The sequence below is a fragment of the Pseudomonas viridiflava genome (genome assembly GCF_900602065.1).
Classification (GTDB): Bacteria; Pseudomonadota; Gammaproteobacteria; order Pseudomonadales; family Pseudomonadaceae; genus Aquipseudomonas.
The window spans coordinates 100498-120235 of sequence record NZ_UWFN01000285.1; the positions used below are offsets into that span (position 1 = coordinate 100498).

Annotated in this window: 14 protein-coding genes; all 14 read right to left on the reverse strand. The window is 55.7% G+C overall.

Annotation, left to right across the window (positions count from 1 at the left end):
• Positions 1–31: 31 nt before the first annotated feature.
• Positions 32–1048, reverse strand: a complete 1017-nt coding sequence (gene fliG, locus EE949_RS18805; RefSeq protein WP_087273204.1) for a flagellar motor switch protein FliG — start codon at positions 1046–1048, stop codon at positions 32–34.
• A complete protein-coding gene (gene fliF, locus EE949_RS18810; RefSeq protein WP_122665669.1) occupies positions 1041–2828 on the reverse strand; it encodes a flagellar basal-body MS-ring/collar protein FliF in 1788 nt (595 codons plus the stop codon). The genes fliG and fliF overlap by 8 nt, the downstream gene beginning before the upstream one ends.
• A 14-nt stretch (positions 2829–2842) precedes the next feature.
• A complete protein-coding gene (fliE, locus tag EE949_RS18815) occupies positions 2843–3169 on the reverse strand; it encodes a flagellar hook-basal body complex protein FliE (RefSeq protein WP_027901002.1) in 327 nt (108 codons plus the stop codon).
• 253 nt (positions 3170–3422) lie between these two features.
• Positions 3423–4844, reverse strand: coding sequence for a sigma-54-dependent transcriptional regulator (locus EE949_RS18820; protein WP_122665670.1), 1422 nt, complete (start codon positions 4842–4844; stop codon positions 3423–3425).
• Entirely contained in the window at positions 4844–6061 is a 1218-nt protein-coding gene (locus tag EE949_RS18825) for an ATP-binding protein (RefSeq protein ID WP_122665671.1), read from the reverse strand. Before EE949_RS18825 ends, EE949_RS18820 begins: the two co-directional genes overlap by 1 nt.
• 125 nt (positions 6062–6186) lie before the next feature.
• Positions 6187–7665: a transcriptional regulator FleQ gene (gene fleQ, locus EE949_RS18830; protein ID WP_122665672.1), complete on the reverse strand. Its 1479-nt coding sequence runs from the start codon at positions 7663–7665 to the stop codon at positions 6187–6189.
• Positions 7666–7827: 162 nt separating this feature from the next.
• A complete protein-coding gene (locus EE949_RS18835) occupies positions 7828–8127 on the reverse strand; it encodes a flagellar protein FliT (RefSeq protein WP_122665673.1) in 300 nt (99 codons plus the stop codon).
• A gap of 26 nt (positions 8128–8153) precedes the next feature.
• On the reverse strand, positions 8154–8549 hold the full coding sequence (gene fliS / locus EE949_RS18840) for a flagellar export chaperone FliS (protein WP_122665674.1): 396 nt from the start codon (positions 8547–8549) through the stop codon (positions 8154–8156).
• Between the two features lie 116 nt (positions 8550–8665).
• On the reverse strand, positions 8666–10102 hold the full coding sequence (gene fliD, locus EE949_RS18845) for a flagellar filament capping protein FliD (RefSeq protein ID WP_122665675.1): 1437 nt from the start codon (positions 10100–10102) through the stop codon (positions 8666–8668).
• Between the two features lie 81 nt (positions 10103–10183).
• Positions 10184–10561, reverse strand: coding sequence for a flagellar protein FlaG (locus tag EE949_RS18850; RefSeq protein ID WP_122665676.1), 378 nt, complete (start codon positions 10559–10561; stop codon positions 10184–10186).
• Between the two features lie 71 nt (positions 10562–10632).
• A complete protein-coding gene (locus EE949_RS18855; RefSeq protein WP_087273184.1) occupies positions 10633–11481 on the reverse strand; it encodes a flagellin domain-containing protein in 849 nt (282 codons plus the stop codon).
• Between the two features lie 409 nt (positions 11482–11890).
• Positions 11891–12817, reverse strand: a complete 927-nt coding sequence (locus EE949_RS18860) for a ketoacyl-ACP synthase III (RefSeq protein WP_122665677.1) — start codon at positions 12815–12817, stop codon at positions 11891–11893.
• A gap of 309 nt (positions 12818–13126) precedes the next feature.
• On the reverse strand, positions 13127–16015 hold the full coding sequence (locus tag EE949_RS18865) for a TIGR00180 family glycosyltransferase (protein WP_122665678.1): 2889 nt from the start codon (positions 16013–16015) through the stop codon (positions 13127–13129).
• Positions 16016–16135: 120 nt separating this feature from the next.
• Positions 16136–19723: a glycosyltransferase gene (locus tag EE949_RS18870; RefSeq protein ID WP_122665679.1), complete on the reverse strand. Its 3588-nt coding sequence runs from the start codon at positions 19721–19723 to the stop codon at positions 16136–16138.
• Positions 19724–19738 lie beyond the last annotated feature (15 nt).

Below are 19738 nucleotides of genomic sequence, written 5' to 3' on the forward strand. Positions count from 1 at the left end.
CGGTCAGTTTCTCCGACGGAACGTCAACAGACTAGATCATTTCCTCGCCGCCCTTGCCACCCAGAACGATTTCCCCTGCTTCGGCCATACGGCGAGCAATAGTGAGGATTTCTTTCTGCGCGGTTTCCACGTCGCTGACGCGGACCGGGCCCTTCGCTTCCAGATCGTCGCGCAGCAGTTCGGCGGCACGTTTGGACATGTTCTTGAAGATTTTCTCTTTGATCGCCTCGTCGGAACCCTTGAGGGCCAGTACCAGCACGTCCGAAGAAACCTCGCGCAACAGCGCCTGGATGCCACGGTCGTCCACGTCCGAAAGGTTGTTGAAGACAAACATGAGGTCTTCGATCTGCGTCGACAGATCTTCGTCGACCTCGCGGATCGAATCCATGAGCGCGCCTTCGATGGAGCTGTCGAGGAAGTTCATGATATCTGCAGCACGCTTGATACCACCCAGGGTAGTACGCGACGTGTTGGCGTTACCGGAGAACTGCTTCTCGAGAATCTGGTTCAGTTCTTTAAGGGCCGCTGGCTGCACGGTATTGAGCGAAGACACCCGCAGAATAATATCCAGCCGTACCTTGTGATCGAAATGGCCGAGCACTTCACCCGCCTGATCAGCATCGAGGTAAGCAACCACGATGGCTTGAATCTGCGGGTGCTCGAAACGGATAACGTCGGCCACAGCGCGTGGCTCCATCCACTTCAGACTGTCCAGACCGCTGGTGTTGCCACCCAGCAGAATCCGGTCGATCAAGCCGTTCGCTTTGTCCTCGCCCAATGCCTGAGTCAGCATTTTGCGGATATAGCCATCCGAGCCGACGCCCAGGCTAGTCTGATCGCCGACAATTTCGACGAACTCAGTCATCACCTCTTCGACCTGCTCGCGATGCACGTTACGCATCTGCGCCATCGCCACGCCGACGCGCTGAACTTCCTTGGGGCCCATGTGACGCAGAACCTGCGCAGCATCGGTTTCACCCAGGGAAAGCAGCAATACGGCGGCTTTCTCGACTTTGCTCAGTTTGGCTACGACGGCTCGATCATTCATCAGTGTTAATCCACTCTTTCACAACCTGGGCCACACGACCCGGATCTTCAGCCACCAAACTCTTGATTGCATTCAGCTGTGCGTCATAACCCTCGGTCGGGCTAGGCAACAGAATGCTTTGCGGGCCGCCCAGGCTGACACGGTCATTGGACAGCTCATCAGAACCGCCACCCATGCCACCAAAACCACCCGTACCGTCGTCAAAACCGGCGAGCTCTTTGCTCTTGCCATTGGTGATGTTGTTCAACACCGGACGCAGCACACCAAACACCAGAACCAGAATGAAGATGACACCCATGGCCTGCTTGACGATGTCCCAGAACCATTGCTGCGAGTAGAACGGAATATCCGGAATCAGCTCGCCCTGCTCCGCCGAGAACGGCACGTTGACCACGCTGACGCTGTCGCCACGGCTGGCATCAAAACCGACTGCGTTCTGCACCAGGCGTGTGAAGCGATTCAGATCTTCCGCACTCCATGGTGAACGGGTCGTTTCGCCGTTGGCCGGGTTGATCTTGACCTGATCATCAACCACCACGGCAACCGACAGACGATTCAAACGTCCCTGCTGTTGCTTGGTGTGACTGATGGAACGGTCCAGCTCAAAGTTCTTGGTCGACTGCACGCGCTTGTCAGCCGGGTATGGCGCCAAGGCTGGCTGACCAGTGGCTGGATCCATGATCTGCTGACCGTTGGCATCCAACAAAGGTTGGCCCGGAGCAATGGCTGCGGCAGCACCCGCTGCACCACCGCCGGCGGTCTGCGGCGCGGTTGCTGGCCCTGGCGGCTGGTTGCTCAATGCTCCCGGCACACCTGAAGGCCCAGAACTGCTGGAGCGCTGTTCGTTGACCGACTGCTCACTGCGCAACGCAGGCTGATCAGGGTTGAAGCTTTCTGCGGTGGATTCAACAGCACTGAAATCCACGTCGGCCGACACTTCAGCCTTGTAGCGATCAGTGCCCAGCACCGGACGCAAAATGTTCTGCACGCGCTGAGTCAGCATGCCTTCCATGCGACGGGCGTAGTCGAATTGCTTGCCCGCCATGGTCAGTTCGGAGTTTTCCGCCTGATCAGAAAGCAGATTGCCTTTCTGGTCGACCACAGTGACCTGAGACTTGGTCAACTCAGGAACACTGGTCGCCACTAGATTGACGATTGCCATGACCTGACTTGGCTCAAGCGAACGACCTGGGTACAGCTCAACCAGAATCGAAGCGCTCGGCTTGCGATCGTCACGAACGAACACCGAGCTTTTCGGGATCGCCAGGTGCACGCGGGCACCCTTGATGTTGTTCAGGGAAGAAATAGTCCGCGCCAGCTCACCTTCGAGGCCACGGCGATAGCGCGTGGCTTCCATGAACTGGCTGGTGCCCAGCCCCTGATCCTTATCGAGAATCTCGAAGCCGACATTGGCATCAGTCTGCGCGATACCGGCAGAGGCCAGTTGAATACGGGCGCGCTGCACATCATCGGCCTTGACCAGCAAAGCGCCGGAATTTGGCTCGACGGTGTAGGCAATATTGGCCGTTGTCAGCGTATCCATGACCTGCTTGGCGTCCATCCCGGCCATGCTGCCGTAAAGCGGACGGTAATCAGGTTGCTGCGACCAGAGCACCACGGCAAAGCCGATGGCGACGCTGGCAGCCAGGCCGACCATAAGGCCCACCTGACGCAGCATGGTCATCTCGGAGAGGTTTTCCAGAAAGGCCAGACCGAACAACGGTTTGCCTGAAGGAGCGCCTGTCTTGGCCGGAACGCTATCGGCGAGTGTTTCTGCCATGACTCAATACGTCCTTAAACCGGCATCTGCATGATGTCTTGATAAGCCTGAACCAGTTTGTTCCGAACCTGGGTCAAGGCCTGAAAAGACACGCTGGCTTTCTGCGACGAGATCATCACGTCGGTAAGGTCGACGCCGCTCTTGCCAATTTCGAAAGCGCTGGACAGCTGACTGGAAGCCTGCTGAACGTCATTGACCTTGTTAACGGCCTGACCAAGCATGTCGGCGAAGCTGCTGGAGCCGATTTGCGGCGTGGCTGCTGCCTTGGGCGCAGCCATGGCGTCCATCTGCATGGAACGCATGTCCAACATCAAGCGATTAAATTCAACACCTTGGCTCATGGACGTTTCTCTCATAAGGGCCGCAAATTTTTGACACCGAGTCAGCGGTCATTAATGTCAAAGCAACAAGAGTGCCAGCTGCGTAGCAGCATTTAGCCATCAAGCTACATCAATCTATGTGTTAGTTATGCCAAACCTTGCTCTGAATCAGTATTTACGGGACTCAGTTGAGGCCAGCCAAGTCACTGATTTATTAATCTGCGACAAATCCACGCAGTCTGGAGATACAGTATCGGCAGCGGTCGGCAAAACATCAGGTCGCAAACAAATAACCTTCTACATCCATCCCCGCATCACGCATCTGCGCCAATTTGTAGCGCAAGGTACGGGGGCTGATACCCAGGCGCTCAGCAGCCTCTTTGCGGCGGCCACGTTCGGCCCGCAACGTATCAATGATCATCTGAAACTCTCGACGTCGCAGGTCGTCGCCCAGCGCTCCAGCCGAATCAGCACCTGCCAACTCCAATGGCGCCGTCCCGGTGCCGGGCGAGACAGCAGCCGTCAGCGAACCGGCGGCCGACCCCGTCGGCGCAGCGGCATAAACCACCGGGCCCGTCAGGCAAAAATCGTCAGCCTGAATGACGCCACCCTGCTGCAGAATCAACGCACGCTGCACAGCGTTATCAAGCTCGCGTACATTGCCCGGCCAGGCATAGCCCACCAGACACGCTTGCGCCTGCGCGGACAGCCGGACAGGCGCGTGCTTCATTTTATTGGCGTGCTTGGCCAAGAGACGCTCGGCAAGCGGCAAAATATCGGCAGTCCTTTGACGCAGAGGTTGCCACGCAAGCGGGAACACCGAGAGGCGGTAAAACAAATCCTCACGGAAACGACCGGCCGCAACTTCACCGGCGAGATCACGGTTCGTGGTGGCTACAACCCGGATATCCAGAGTAATGGTCTTCTTGCCGCCGACCCGCTCCACTTCCCGCTCCTGCAGAACACGAAGCAGTTTGGCCTGCAGCCCCAGCGGCATTTCGGAAATCTCATCGAGCAGAATAGTCCCGCCGTCTGCCTGTTCAAACTTGCCCGCCTGAGCCGCAATAGCGCCTGTGAAAGAGCCCTTCTCGTGACCAAACAAGGTGGCTTCAAGCATATTGTCTGGAATCGCAGCGCAGTTGATTGCGATAAATGGCTTATCCGCGCGCGGCGAGTGCTGATGGATAAAACGCGCCAGCACTTCTTTGCCCGTCCCGGACTCACCGGAAATCAACACGGTCGAATCGCTTTTTGCCACACGACTGGCCAGATTGAGCAACTGCGCGCTGGCCGGCTCGACTGCAACAGGGCCCTCATTTCCCGCAGGCCCCAAACGCCCCAACGCATGACGCTCAACCAGCCCCAGCAAAACCCTGGGCTCAAACGGTTTGACCAGATAATCGGCTGCGCCATGACGCATGGCATCCACCGCCCGCTCCACTGCGCCATGAGCCGTCATCAACAGGACCGGCAACTGCGGATGACGCTCGCGCAGCAGTGCCAGTAATTGGTGCCCGTCCATTCCCGGCATATTGACGTCGCTGATCACCAGGCTGAAAGACTCATCAGCAGCAGCCAGCAGCGCGTCTTCGGCGCAAGCGACGGCGTGATAAAGATGCCCGGCCAACTCAAGGGTATCGCCCAGCGCCTCTCGCAATGAGCGGTCATCCTCGACCAGCAATACCTTGATACCCATCAGCAAGTTCCCTTCGCAGTGCCAGCGGGAACCAGTGGCAGTGTGACAATTGCACAGGTACCGCGCCCGACGCGGGATTGATAGCGCACACCGCCCTGATGCGCACGGGTCACCGCCGTCACCACCGCCAGACCCAGACCGGTGCCCGTGGTCTTGGTGGTAAAGAAAGGCTCACCGATGCGAGCCAAAGCGGCAGCGTCGATGCCACTGCCGTTATCGCTGACGCAAATCCGCAAAACATCACCACGTGCGTAGGCGTGGACTTTCAGACGAGTACGCCCGGTACTGGCCTGCACGCCATTCTCCACCAGATTGAGCAATGCCCCGACCAGCGTGTCGCGGTTGCACAAGAGCTGCCCCTCAACACCGTCGCACTGCCAACGCACCGACAGCCCCTGAGTATGCGTTTGCGCCGCAGACTGCAGCGCCTGGAACAACTCAGTCGGAGTGATGCGGTCAGTCAACGGCAACTCGCCACGAGCAAAGACCAGCATGTCGCGAACCTGATGCTCCAATTCATGCAGGCGCTCCTTGAGCCGCCCGGCAAAACGTTGCTGGGTTTCCACCGGCAACTGCTGCTCCGTCAAATGGCTGGCATAGATCAGCGCGGCAGACAGTGGCGTGCGGATCTGATGTGCCAATGAAGCAACCATTCGGCCCAACGACGACAGGCGCTCATGGCGCGCCAGTTGCCCCTGCAAACGACGGGTTTCGGTCAGGTCATTGAGCAGAACCAGCTGACCGGGTTCTGCATCCAGCGAACGCGTAGAAATGGACAGGCGACGCCCATCCTTGAGAGATATTTCATGGCCGTCGTCTTCACGCGGCGCAAAGCAGCGGCTGATGACATGCCGCCAGAGTTCGCCCACCAAGGGTTGTCCAAGCAGATCCACCGCGGCAGGGTTGGCTTCACGCACGACACCCATGGCATCGATCACGATCACGCCGCCAGGTAGCAGGTCGAGCAGATTCTGCAACCGGAACGCCAGTCGCTCCTTTTCTGCAAGCTCCTGCATACGCTGCGCACTGACCACCGCCAGCTCGCCTTTGAGCTCTGTAACCCTTGCTTCCAGCAAGCTGTAGGAATCTGTCAGCTGCGACGACATCTGGTTGAACAGCTGGAACGCCTGTTCAAGCCCTTGACGACTTTCCAGCTCGAGGGACGGCGGCACCTGGAGTGCTAGGTCGGAAGACATCTGCTGAGCGGCCTGGGACATGGATAATCTCTCGCGTGGCGAACCGTCAGTAAAAACGGTATGTTCCAGGAGACTTAGCAATCCTCGTGCCGAAAAAAAAGCCCCTGATAATTCAGGGGCTTGGCTTTATTCAGGCGATGTATGCGTCAATCATCCGCCTGTTCATCGCCCTCACGGCGACTCATGCCGTACTTGCGCATTTTCTCGACGAGTGTTGTACGACGGATCCTCAGGCGTTCTGCTGCACGAGCCACGATACCGCTTGCATCATCCAGCGCCTGCTGAATCAGACCTTGTTCCAATCCACCCAGATAATCTTTCAGGTCCAGGCCTTCTGGCGGCAGAACAGCGCTATTGGCGAAGTTAGGCGTGTGGCCGTTGATTGCAACACGCTCTTCGAGATCGCTGCGTATACCTTCAACCATCTGCTCGTCTTCGTCGTCGACGTAGCGGAATTTCTTCGGCAGCTCAGCGACACCAATCACACCATAGGGATGCATGATCGCCATACGCTCGACCAGATTGGCCAGCTCACGAACGTTACCCGGCCAGCCGTGACGACACAGCGACATGATGGCCGCAGAATTGAAACGGATCGAACCGCGCTTCTCGTGCTCCATGCGCGAGATCAATTCATTCATCAGCAGCGGAATGTCTTCGACGCGCTCACGCAACGGGGCCATTTCGATCGGGAAGACGTTCAAGCGGTAGTAAAGGTCTTCACGAAAACTGCCAATCTCGATCATGGTTTCGAGATTTTTGTGGGTGGCAGCGATAATCCGGACGTCCACGCTTTGCGTCTTGTTGCTGCCGACGCGCTCAAACGTGCGCTCCTGAAGAACCCGCAACAACTTGACCTGCATGGGCAGAGGCATGTCGCCGATCTCATCCAGGAACAACGTACCGCCATTAGCCAGCTCAAAACGCCCGGCACGGCTGGTGATAGCCCCGGTGAAGGCGCCCTTCTCGTGACCGAACAGTTCGCTTTCGAGTAGCTCTGCCGGTATCGCCCCGCAATTGACCGGTACAAACGGCGCATCGCGACGCTTGGAGTGATAGTGCAGGTTGCGCGCAACCACTTCCTTGCCTGTCCCCGACTCACCAAGGATCAACACACTGGCGTCGGTATCGGCAACTTGCTGCATCATCTGCCGGACATGCTGAATGGCGCGACTGGTGCCCACCAGGCTACGGAACAGATTAGGTTCGCGATGACGACCACGCTCACGCGCTTGATCATACATTTCGCGGTAAACCTGAGCCCGGTGCAGTGAATCCAGCAGCTTGCTGTAGCTAGGAGGCATCTCCAGCGTGGAGAGCACGCGGCGGCGCAAATCTTCAGGGAGCTCAGCGGAAGAAGAATTTTCTCCCAAAAGCAAAACAGGAAGGAACTCATCCCATGCTGCGACGGTCTTAAGCAGTCCTTGAAGGCTGCCCGGCGCACTCACGGTGCCGACAAGCACGCAAAGTACTTCGCGAGTGGACGTTAGAGAACCGACAACCTGCTGCCAATCCTGGCTTGAGCAGGAAAGATTTTCTTCGCCAAGAAAATTCAGAATTACCGCCAAATCACGGCGGCGCTGGCTGTCGTCATCGATCAGGAGAATCTTGATTTCACGCCACATGCAATAGCAACTTCCCTAGTCAACTCAATGCCCATACATGGGGCAGCTTGGTATCCCGGCCACTGCTTATACCGAGAACCAGAAAATAGTAAACATCGCTAGTTAAGTCAAAATACCGTAAACAGTCAAATTTATGGCGTAAAGCTTATTTTGACCAACCGGTCACGAATCAAACAGATGGTAAACCTTTGCTGCATTTTTGGCTTGGCTGATTTGCGTCATTTCGTCGACAATTGCCTGACGTTCACCCGTTGCAGTGTCAATCAGCTGCCGATACACCGTCAATAACTCTTCCAGGTTGTTACGCAACTCTGGCTCATTCGGCATATCTTCGCTAATAACATCTTCGACACAGGCACGACACGCCAGGTCCAGCTTGCCAATGGTTTCCCAATCGCGCTCAGCCAAAGCACCAACCAGCGCTTCGCGAGTCTCTTCGATACGCTTGAGTGCAGCACTCATGTGAATATCCTCAGTACAACAGCTTCTTATTGATTTTGTTGATCAGCAATTGCGTCCCAGCCCTCTTTGACCGTAATCAGCAAGCCTGCGACTTCGTCGAGCATTTTCGGATCATTCTTGACGTTGGCTTCCGCCAGACGCTTCATCATGAAGTGGTAGAGGTTATCCTGATTCCTCAGTGCGTCAGTTGGATCTTTATCCAGGTCCAGACCTTCGCGCAAACCACCGACAATCCCGATGGCCTTACTGATGAAGATGCCTTTGCTCGCAATATCCCTGCGCGCCATCGCGCCTTTAGCCTGGGCAATGCGGTCAAGACCGCCTTCCATCAACATTTGCACAAGGCGATGAGGACTGGCTTCAGAGGTCTGTGCCTGAGAACCGATCTTCTGGTATTGACGCAACGCTAGCATGGGATTCATAGATAACCTCGTAGCAACTCCGGGATGCACATAACCAAGCTATCGACGCCCGGTCAAAAAACTTTAGCCTAAAGCAAAAACCCGACACGAAGTCGGGTTTCTGATGCTTCATTTACTTACGAAGCGTTTTTCTGAGCGTTCATGGCCTCAAAGATCGAGGTAATGCTCGACGCAGTTGCCTTGAGCTGAGCAACAACCAGGTCCATGGCATTGTACTTTTTCGTCAACGAATCAGTCAGCGAGGCGATTCGACGATTCAGTGCCTCCTGCTGATTGGTCAGGTCATTCTGGGTTTTGGTCAACTGGGTAGTCTTGGTTGCCAGAATCCCACCGGTCGCGGCGTAGGGGTCAATGGCTTTACCAATCCTTGCCAACAATCCGGTATCGCCCGAGAACAGCGACTGCACCTGGCCTGCCATCTTCTTGTCGTTCATCGCCGCATTGAACTTGGCGCTGTCCATGGACAGGGTACCGTTGCTCTGGGTGGTGATACCCAGCTGCGCCAACGAACCAAGACCGCTATTGGTGGTGGCGGTAGCGATCTGATCGCGGATAGCGGAGAGCATGCCGGCTGCGGTTGAATCACCGGTCAACTCAGCGGGTACAAACAAACCTTCTGAGTCAGTGGTGCCTTTAGTCAGCGTACCTACCAGGTTGACCAACGTGTTGTACGAAGTCATGAAGGTATTGAGCGAAGTCTTCAAACCATCGGTGTTAGTCGCAACAGTAATGGTCGAAAAAACCTGAGCGCCATTGCTACCAGCAGTCAACAGATCAAAGCTCAAGCCGGAAATAGCGCCGGAAACGGTGTTGCTTTTACTGGTGATCGCAAGACCGTCGACTGTAAATTCGGCATCTCCGGCCACTGCAGAAATGGCCCCAGCACCCTTGACACCGCCCACGGCGGTGTCCGACATGGTTTTCGTGCCATCGATATCCAGCAGCGTGCCAACGTTGCCGCTGCCGACAACCGAAATATCACTGCCCTTGCCGGTGGTCGTTGAGCTGAATACCAGACGCGAACCGTCACCGTCGGTAATGATGTTGGCGCTGATGCCCGCAGTCTGCAGCTGCTTGTTGATCGCGTTACGGGCATCTTCCAACGTCCCGCCGGCTTCGAGAGTCACTTTATGATTAGTGCCATTCTGACTGATGGTTATATCACCACTCGGAATGGCACTGGTCTGAGCGGCCGTCAATGCAGCGGTAGCGACTTTGGAAGCCGTTGCCAATTTGGAAACACCAATGGTGTAAGTGCCGTTGACTGCTGTGTTGTTCGCGGTTGCTTTAACCACTGTCTCAGCGGACGAGGTAGCGGCATAACCCAGAAATGCGGGTGCAGTGGTGCTATTCAGGGCCTTCATCGAGTCCTGAAATGCAGTCAAAGCGGATTTGATCTTGGCAACTGCCGACAAGGAACCCGTCGTTTTAGCCGTCTGCTTATCGATCTGATTTTGCTTGGCAGCCTTATCGGAATCGACCAGAACCTTGACAATATCGCCAATGTTCAGCCCTGAACCCACGCCGATCGTTGAACTAATTGGACTTGCCATGTGCATCTCCCTTCGAGAGTGTTGCCGGCCTTTTGACCCATGATTGACTCAACAAACCTGCAACAAATTTCGTGCCAGTTATCAGACTTCGGCGCGGAACAACAAACTGCCTGCGTCACTCAGGCTGTCCGCGAGTTTCAACACTTCCTCATTGGGAATCTGTCGAATCACTTCACCGGATGTACTTGCGATAACTTTGACAACAACCTTGCCAGAGGATTCGTCAACCGAGAATTCGAGATTGCGCTTGACCGACTGGAAGAACTTTTGAATGTCCTCCGCCGCAGCCTTGACACGCTCGTCATCGGGCGTTTGCCCCTGTTGCTGCGAACCTTTACTTTCAGCCGAAGCAGAAACACCTGCAACTGAAGTTTTCTCTACCGGTTTATCCACAACCACAGACTGCGGTGCCGGTTGAGCGGCAGGATAAGACAGGTTCAGCTTTACATTCATATCCATAACCAAAACCTCTGAAAGTAAAAAAGCGAGAGAGTACGAAACGCACTCCCCCGCTAAAGCTCATGCCGATATTACTGAAGCAGTTTCAGTACAGCGGAAGGCAGCTGGTTGGCCTGAGCCAGAACCGAAGTAGAAGCCTGTTGCAGAGTTTGTTGCTTGGTCAACTGAGCAGTTTCAGCAGCGAAGTCGGTATCTTGTACGCGACCCAGTGCAGCACTGGCGTTTTCGTTGATGTTCTGCAGGTTGGAGATGGTGCTGGTCAGACGGTTTTGTGCAGCACCGAGGTCAGCACGAGTGGCGTTGATGGTCGACAGAGCCGAGTCGATTGCAGCGATTGCAGCAGAGAAGTTGGTTTCTGCAGTATCGCTGTCGGAACCGACGATGGTGATTGCCGAACCGACACCCAGGGTGCTGGCGTCGAAGCTTGCGCTCAGAGTCAGGGAGATCTGGTTCGAGTCGCCGCTGTTAGAGCCAACCTGGAAAGTCATGGTGCTGGCAGTACCGTCAATCAGGTTCTTGCCGTTCAGGTTGGTGCTGTTGGCGATACGGGTCAGCTCTTCACTCATCTGAGTGAATTCTTTGTTCAGAGCGTCACGGTCGTCTGCGCTGTTGCTGTCGTTACGGGACTGAACAGCCAGTTCACGCATACGCTGCAGAATGTTGGTCGACTCTTGCAGAGCGCCTTCAGCAGTCTGAGCGATCGAGATACCGTCGTTGGCGTTTTTGATCGCCATTGTCTGACCGCGGATCTGCGAAGTGATACGGGTAGCGATCTGCAGGCCGGCGGCGTCGTCTTTAGCGCTGTTGATTTTCAGGCCGGAGGACAGACGAGTCATCGAAACCGAAAGAGCGTCGGATGCCTTGCCAAGGTTCTTTTGAACGTTCAAGGATGCAACGTTGGTGTTTACTGTTAAAGCCATGATGAATTCCTCGTTGGTTGAGTACTGCGGGCTTCCGGCCCCTGCAAGCGCCGGGTGTGCCTAGAGAACCTTCGTAATAGTTATCGTCGCGGTAGCAACTTGCTTGAGGATTTTTTTGAAAAAAATTACTAGCAGACGGCCACCCCTCGTAAAACAAGGGCTTAGCGCGAGACACACAAGGAAATGACGCCAACAATTTGTTCGGCTTCAGACGTCTTTAGCCGCTTATCAGAACAACCAACAGAAAAGACTTTAGCTTTTAATCAAAAAAGCGCCTACGGGATTGCCCCATAAGCGCCCTACTATCAAAGCTCAAACAACCCTCTCGCTATGAGCGCTCGCAGTTCAGGCTGACTGTAAAGCGCCTTCATCACCTCGCAGCACTCGCGAGCTACTTCTACAGGCTGACTCAGCCTTTATAAATAATCGCCGAGCCCCAGGACAGGCCTACACCAAAACCACTCAACGCAACACGGGTCCAGGTCGAATCCAGCACATGCTTTTCAAGCAGCAGCGGAATGCTGGAGGAAACAGTATTGCCCGTCTCGACCATGTCCTTGAGAAACTTTTCAGGCTTGTCTTCAAAGCGACGAGCCACCGCATCGACAATGGCCGCACTGCCTTGGTGAATGCAGAACGCATCGATGTCATCAGGCTGCAAGCCGGACTCCGACAGCAACTCGTGCAAATGCGCGGGCACTTTCAGCAGGGCAAAGTTAAAAACCTGGCGACCGTTCATAAAGAACACACCGTTGCTGACCTTTAAATGCGGCGCGCCGGAACCGTCCGTGCCGAACTTGGCTTTGCCCAGTTTCCAGATGGCATCTTCACCCATCCAGGTCGCCGTGGCGGCATCGCCAAACAACATGGTGGTGTTTCGATCCTCGGGGTCAACGATCTTCGAGTAGGGGTCGGCGGTTACCAACAGGCCATTCTTCAGGCCAGCGGCCTCCATGAAGCCTTTGATCGCGTAGATACCGTAGACATAACCCGAACAACCCAAGGAGATATCAAAAGCTGCGACATTGGTCGACAAGCCCAGCTTGTCCTGCACGATGGCTGCGGTGTGCGGCAGACCTTCCTCATCGCCGTTCTGGGTGACGACGATAAGGACATCAATACTTTCACGGCTGAGTTGCGGATTGTTGGCCAGCAGCTTGTTGACCGCTTCGACGCACAGGTCAGAAGTTTCCTGTGCCGCGTCTTTACGTGGCAGGAAGGTTGAGCCGATCTTGCCAAGAATGAAATCCTCATCCTTATCGAACTTGGCACCTTGAGCGTAGTTATCCACGCCAGCGGTGGGCACATAACTCGCTATGCTTTTTATGCCAATCATCAGGGTTTCCCGATTAGTAAACAGGTCAATATTCGTCCCACAGAAATCAGGGCACTACCAAAAGAGGTTATTTGTGTGCATTTTCAGGGCGATGGGCACGTTAAGCAAGTCGGCCGCATGGCAATCCCCGTCACACGATACAGTGAAGATGCACTTTATGACCCGCAGGTCACTAGAAAAGGCGGCTGCAGGAGTGGTGGCGGGATGAAAGTCGGATCATCGACCTGACCGTGAATCAGTCAACGCAACGACGAGAGAAACGGACACTGATCCGGCACACTGCGCACCGGATCAGCAGGAGGACGCGCCTTAGAAAGCTTTCAAACCGAAGCCAGAACCGCTCAGGCTCAGGTGACTGTTGTACGCCTCGTCCTGAGCGAACTGCGTCGACCATTTGTCTTTCAAAGCTTCTTGCGCTTCACGTGTAGCGTTCAGCGCTCCGTCATGAACCACCTGGACATGTGGCGTCCAGACGGTCAGATAGCCGGCCTGGCCTGCTTTTAGGCACAGGTCAACATCGCTCAGATGCTCTGCGAATGCAGACTCATCAAGGCCACCTAACGCATCGTAGAGCTCTTTACCGATCATCAGGCAAGCCGAAGACACCGCTGAGTAATTTTGCTCGACCACCAGACGCTGCATGTAGCCCCTGGCGCTTTTCGGCTCGCCGACAAACGCCGAGGCGACTCCGCCATTGAGCCCCAGAATCAAACCCGCCTGAGTGATGGTGCCCGCAGGGTCGATCAACCTGCCCCCCACCACACCGACTTCCGGACGCTGAGCCTGATTAAGCAGTGACTCAATCCAGCCCACGTTGACGATCTGGCTTTGCGCATCCAGCAAAACGAGGTACTCACCCGCGGCCTGCTGACTGACCAGGTTGTTCAGGACTGCAGAACTGACGCGCTCGTCGCTGCGGAACACTCGTACGCGACTGGATGCCTGCTCCTGCTGATCGAGCCACGCCGAAAGCGGTGCCGAGCTGCTGTTGTTATCGCAGATCAACACTTCATAACGTGGATACCGGGTGCGCTGCAAGATGCTCAGCAGGCAACGTTGCAGTTCCGGCAGATTATCCCGGCTCTCGATCAGAATAGAGACCATCGGCCGCTGCTGGTGACGGTAGTCGATCTTGTAAGTGCCAGGCAGTGCCGAACTGACCTCGGCCTGATAACCACGTTTGCCAAGGTGGCGAGTCAGCGCCTTATGCTCATCGTCATTGGTTTTAAGCTCGGGGGCGTCGCAGATCAGCACTGGCTCGCTCAAGTGCGCCAACCCGCTCATGCCGCCCTCCTCTATCAGACGCAGCAACAGGTCAAACTCCAAAGCCTCGGAGAATTCACGCGAGTAGCCGATCTGCTCAACAAGCTCACGACGCACCAACCAGTGACGAGCCATGAGCGCAGGCACGCTTTGCAACAAATCCAGGTTGAAGCCCGGACGCAGCGCATGAGCCAGAGTCCCGTCTGCCTGACGATGAATTTCGTCCACGGCCACTGCGCGACACTGCTCTGCGTCTACCAGCTCGACACTGGCCTGAAGCAGGCCGGCAGTGGTGAACTGCTCCCCTGCTCGCGCCAGCATGACCCAGTCACTCGTTGATTGCTTGACCACCTGATTGATCTTGTCGACGTAGTTATTTTCAGTGACACGCACAAAATGCAGCGTGTTCTGGACAGTGGTTACCGAAGGCAATTCGCCCGTGGTGAACACCACGACTTTGAAAGATCGGTAGTGACCATTGATCAAACTGTCGAAGGTGGCTTGCAGCTTGAAGACATCCGCGTCCATATCAAGCAACAGCAGGCAAATCTGCGACCCTTTCGGATTTTTCGCGAGTTTGGCGCTGATTTTTTTCAACTCAGGCTCTTTTGGACTGCGCGACTCCAGCCAGCGCAGCAGACGACCAGACTCCATTCCGTGCAGCAGCTCGCCGTTATCCTGAGACGACAATGCCTGCAGTCTCTGAGCCCAGCTGGTGAGCACCTCAATTTCCTCTTCCTCACCAGCCGCTTTGATCAACGCATCAAGCAAGCGCTGAAGCACTCCATAGTTAAAAGCATATAGACCGTAAGCCTGCCAGAGGCGACTTAGCAACGGCTGAGCGTCCGGGTTGTTCTGGACGCTGGTCAATTCCGCCTGCTTCAGCAGTAAACCTTCCAGCTCTTTTAGCTGGATGTTGCCAGCCGGGATTGCGTGGATCAGGAACTCGATTCGAGCCAGTTCGTCAAAAAACGACTGATTATAAAAAGGCATTTCAATGAACTGTCGAGGCTCGAACTGAGGATCAGGAGCCTCGGCAGCAACGCCCCACGCAGAGCTCACAATTTTATCTGCAGCCTGAAACGGTCGACGGGCCAAGGTATCGGCCATCGCTTTGAAAGCATCGAGGATCAGCTCGCGCGAAAGACCCGAGGTTTCACCGACAATTCCCGACAATACATCAGTGAAGGCCTCACGCTCTGCACGGGCCTTGGGGTCAACATGGCTAAGCGCCCCCTGCAACGCACTGCTGAAGTTCAACTGGTGCTGCCTGTCCTGAGCCCTATGCAACGCGTAGGGTATCGGCAGGATACGCACCTTGGCTGCGGCCGCCAGATAGCTCATGTGGCCCACTTCCTGCCAATGCATTGGGGTATTCGCAGGAACCGCGCAAAACCACTTCAACGCCAGGTCAGTACGGGTCACCGCGTTGAATAGCGACAGGCTTTGCGCCAGAAAATCTTGCACCCGCTCTCCAGCGAGCGTGGACGGGTAATCCTCGTCGACTTTGCGGTCCCGGCGGAAATAATCCACGTGGGTCGCATGCGCCTGATAACTCAGGCTATAGCCCTGACAAGCGCTGTATCCATCATTGGCCTCAAGAAAACTCACCGCCGAATCAAGCCCATCCCTGATCAGGAAACTGTCGACGGGAGCAAATGCCATGAACGGCGTGCGGACTCTTTTAACGCCTTGGGCAATCTTGCTACTCAAGCTCTCCCCACCCAGACCAGCGATGTGGACATACTCAAAAGAGTGCCCCTGGTCATGAGCGGCCGCAGCGTGAGGTGAGGCGTCCAGAACGATCACCGCGCAATCAAAACTGCTGTAGTACTTCAACGCGCGACGCAGGAAGTCCGGCTGATCCTCAGCCAGCAACACCACTGTCAGACGAGCGTTCAAAGGTGCAGCTTCCTTCCCGATTTTGCTTTGCATAGCCGTTCCTATAGCGAACCAATGGCACCTTCAACCGGGACTTCTCATCCCGCGCCGAAGCTGAAGCGAAAACATAGTAGCTGCGGCACCCAAGGTGCCGTGGCCAGTCGATAGTGGGTGTTAATCCGGCAGCCAGCCATTGGCCCAATATTGAAGGTTATCCCCGCGCAACATGAAGTCGCGCAGTACTGTCTCCTGCAATTCATCACCCATACGATAGCTGGCATCGGGATCAGACAGGTGCATGCGAATGGCTTGCAGCCACTCCTGGGCGCTGTTGGTGGTGATACGGGTCGCAGGCAAATGGCCGCGATACGCTTCGGTATCAGAGCAAATCACCGGATAACCGCAGGCGCCGTATTCCAGTAGCCGCAGGTTACTTTTACAGTCATTGAAGATGTGAAATTCCAGCGGTGCCAAGGCCAGATCAAGGTTGAGGCTGGCTAGCTTCGCCGGATAATTGCTGAGAGCAACCGCCGAATGAAACTCGTGGATATAAGGCCTGAGCAAGTCCGGACACATACCGAAGAAGACCCAATCCACTTCATCGGCCAGTTCACGAACGACGTCGGCAATCAGCTCCAGATCCCCACGGTGACTAGTGCCTCCTCCCCAACCGACGCGAGGCTTCGCAGAGGTGCGGCGCTGGCTCTTCTTAAGCGTGCTCCACAGCTGAGTAGCCAGCATATTGGGAACCACGCGGATGTCCGAGTGCATGCTGGACAATGCCTGTGCCAACGGATGAGTCGACACCACTACCCGATCACACCCTGCGATCCCTTTGCGCAACATGGCGCCAATGTTGTCCGGCATATTGCGCCGGTGTTCATTCTTTTCCGGAACGTCGGCAATGTAATCATCCAGCTCGAAGATACGCATTGCGCTGGAGTACGTTTTGACCTGGTAGATATCTGGAACCTTGGCCTCGGTGTAGCGCCCCTGGAAGACGATAACGTCCGGCGACTGGCGCTCGATTTCAATGATCGACGGCGACTCGTAGCTCATTCGCCCTATCACCCGTCCTGCCGCTTGAAGCTCCTGCAGGGGATGACTAACCCGGTAATGCCCTACCGCCGAAGAGTTGACGGCCATGCCCAGAATGGACGGCAAATTGCGCGTGATGAATGGGTTCCATCCAGCACGCAAGCCCTGCTCGATACTGAATGACAACGATTCGTTCAAGCATAGATTTGGATTGTAAGCAGGGTCACGAGCGATGCGTGGCAGCCAACGGAGGTAGAACTCCTGTTGCTCCAGCTTCAATCGTGCGCTCGATGACTCCGTACGCGGCAACGCGGCGGGCTCGATGAGCATGACTGAAGAGGCCGGGGTCCAGACGATCAGGTATCCATCACGGCCGACGCGCATGCACAGATCGAGATCGTTGAGGCCCTGAGTGAAAACCGACTCATCCATCGCTCCGACAGCGTCGAACACTTCCTTTCGTACCATCAGACAGTTTCCGCTGAGGGCACTCCAGTTCTGTGCAAGCTGCAAACGCTGCATGTACCCGGTAGACATGGCGGGCTGACCGACCGAAGGCCTGCCCGCAAGCCCGTTCATACCCAGAACCATACCTGCGTAAATGATCGCGCCTTGCGGGTCGAGCACACGACTCCCGGCGATACCCACTTCTGGTCGTTGCGCGTGGTTAAGCAAGCCGTCCAGCCAGTGAGCATCAAAGATCACCGCGTGTGGGCTCAGCAACAGCAGATAATCTCCGCGCGACTGCCGCGCAGCAAAATTCAGCGTGGCGGCATCGTTCTCGGGATCGGGCGCCTGCAATATCCGCAGTTTGTCGCTCCCTAGCGCCCCCATGGCTGCAAACCAGGCACAGGCTTCCTGGCTTTCGCTGGCCTTGTCGACAATCAGGACTTCATAATTTACGTAAGCGGTCTTGCTGAGCAAACTGTCGACGCAGCGTTCTAACGCGGCCAATTGGTCCTTGGTGCTGATAATGATCGAGACAAGCGGACTGAAGTCGTGCACATACTCAATGCGATTAAGCAGCGGCATCTGATCATGATGAATGGCGTGCTTGATGCCCAAACGCTGCAAATGCGCCGCTACCAGCGGTTCACTGCGCTCAATGACTTCAGGCAGTGACAGCCAGTCAGTCAGCGCCAGCCGCGACTCAACCTGAATCTCGGCAATGTGCTCAATGGTCTGAGGCCCTGTCTTCTCCACCATACGCCAGATCACGTCATGGGGTGCCAGTTCGCCGTGCACAGCGTCGAAACCCGCCATATCCATCAAGGCACGTCGTTCGAATGCCAGAGTACGCCCGACATAGGGGTAGCCACGCATCAGGTCCAGATTGAAGTCGGGCTTGAAAACCGGTACTTGAGACTCGTCACCTTCATGCAACGCGCCTTCATCGCTATACACACACAACAGGCCCGGTTTCTGCGCAATGCGTTCAGCCAGTACCATCAGGGCAGCTTCTGTCAGCCGGTCTCCGGCGCGCAACAGATAGATCCAGTCAGCATTTTCCAGTAACGGCAAGACATCATTGAGTTGCTGGCCGAGACTGGCCTGCAATGGCAAACGCAAGACCTGGGTATCCATTGCACTGACAACGTCGGTGAATACGACAACGGACTCAGCACGATACGCTTGGTCGGCAATACTTTTGAGTGTCAGGTCCAGCGCATCCGAATCCCCATGCGGATCGATGATCACCGGTACGATTCTTGGCTGCCATGCCCAACTGGCAACCCGGCGCGGGAGGTACTTTTTCTGCCAGGGCGTGAACACTCGGCAGGCTAGCCAGGCCGCGTAAAATTCAGCGTAGCTATCAGTATCGCTGCCCGCCCGGCTGTTCATGATCCCTTGCCGAGAGGCCATCAGCCCGTAGAGGCCAACCTCATCCCACTCCCAATCTGCGTCAGCAAGGACATTTTTCAGGGAAGCAAAGCGCACCCAGCCCGACGCAGGGGCCTGTTCCCCGCTGCGTACCTTGAGCATTTCATTAAGCCAGCCCCACTCGGTTGTGGTGATGCTCACCAACTCCGGTTGCTGACTGATACGTTTGGGGTGCAATCGCTCCACACTGTCAGTGCTGTTCAGCGCGACCAGATTGCCGCGCCGCAGCAGGCAGTTGAACAGGGCAAAATCAAGCAGCCCCACAAAGCCCTGACCCGGCTGTGCCAGAGAAGGTAAATACTGACGAACATCTGCCGTGCGCATCAAAGCGCCGCTGAAACCACCCAGATAATTGCGTGGCGTCTTTTCATGGATCGCCAGCATGTCCTCGCCCTTGAACAGAGCGTCATACGGCACCAGGCCCACGTTCTCCATCCGCGCTGGCAAAATATAATCTTCAGCATCAACCAGATGGCGACGGCTCACGACCAGTTGCACATCTTCAAGGCGGTCAAGCATAGGCGCCTGACGCGCAATGCAATTGATGTCCAGACGATCATCATCACAGAGGAACTTGATGTATTCGCCGCTTGCCTCGTCCAGGCACCTGAGCAAGTTGCCCTGAAAACCCAACCGTTGGGGGTTTTTCAGGTAGCGCGTTGCGATGACTGAGGACTCTGTCAGTTCGTCGTAGATACCTTTGATTTCGTCTGAAGCACAATCGTCGCAGACGATTATCTCCAGAGGCTCGTAAACCTGAGCCAGGGCACTCTGCAACGCTGCACGGAAATAGCGGGGATTAAAGGCGGGAATAACAAGACTTACGAGGGGATTTGAATTCACTGTGCAGACTCACGA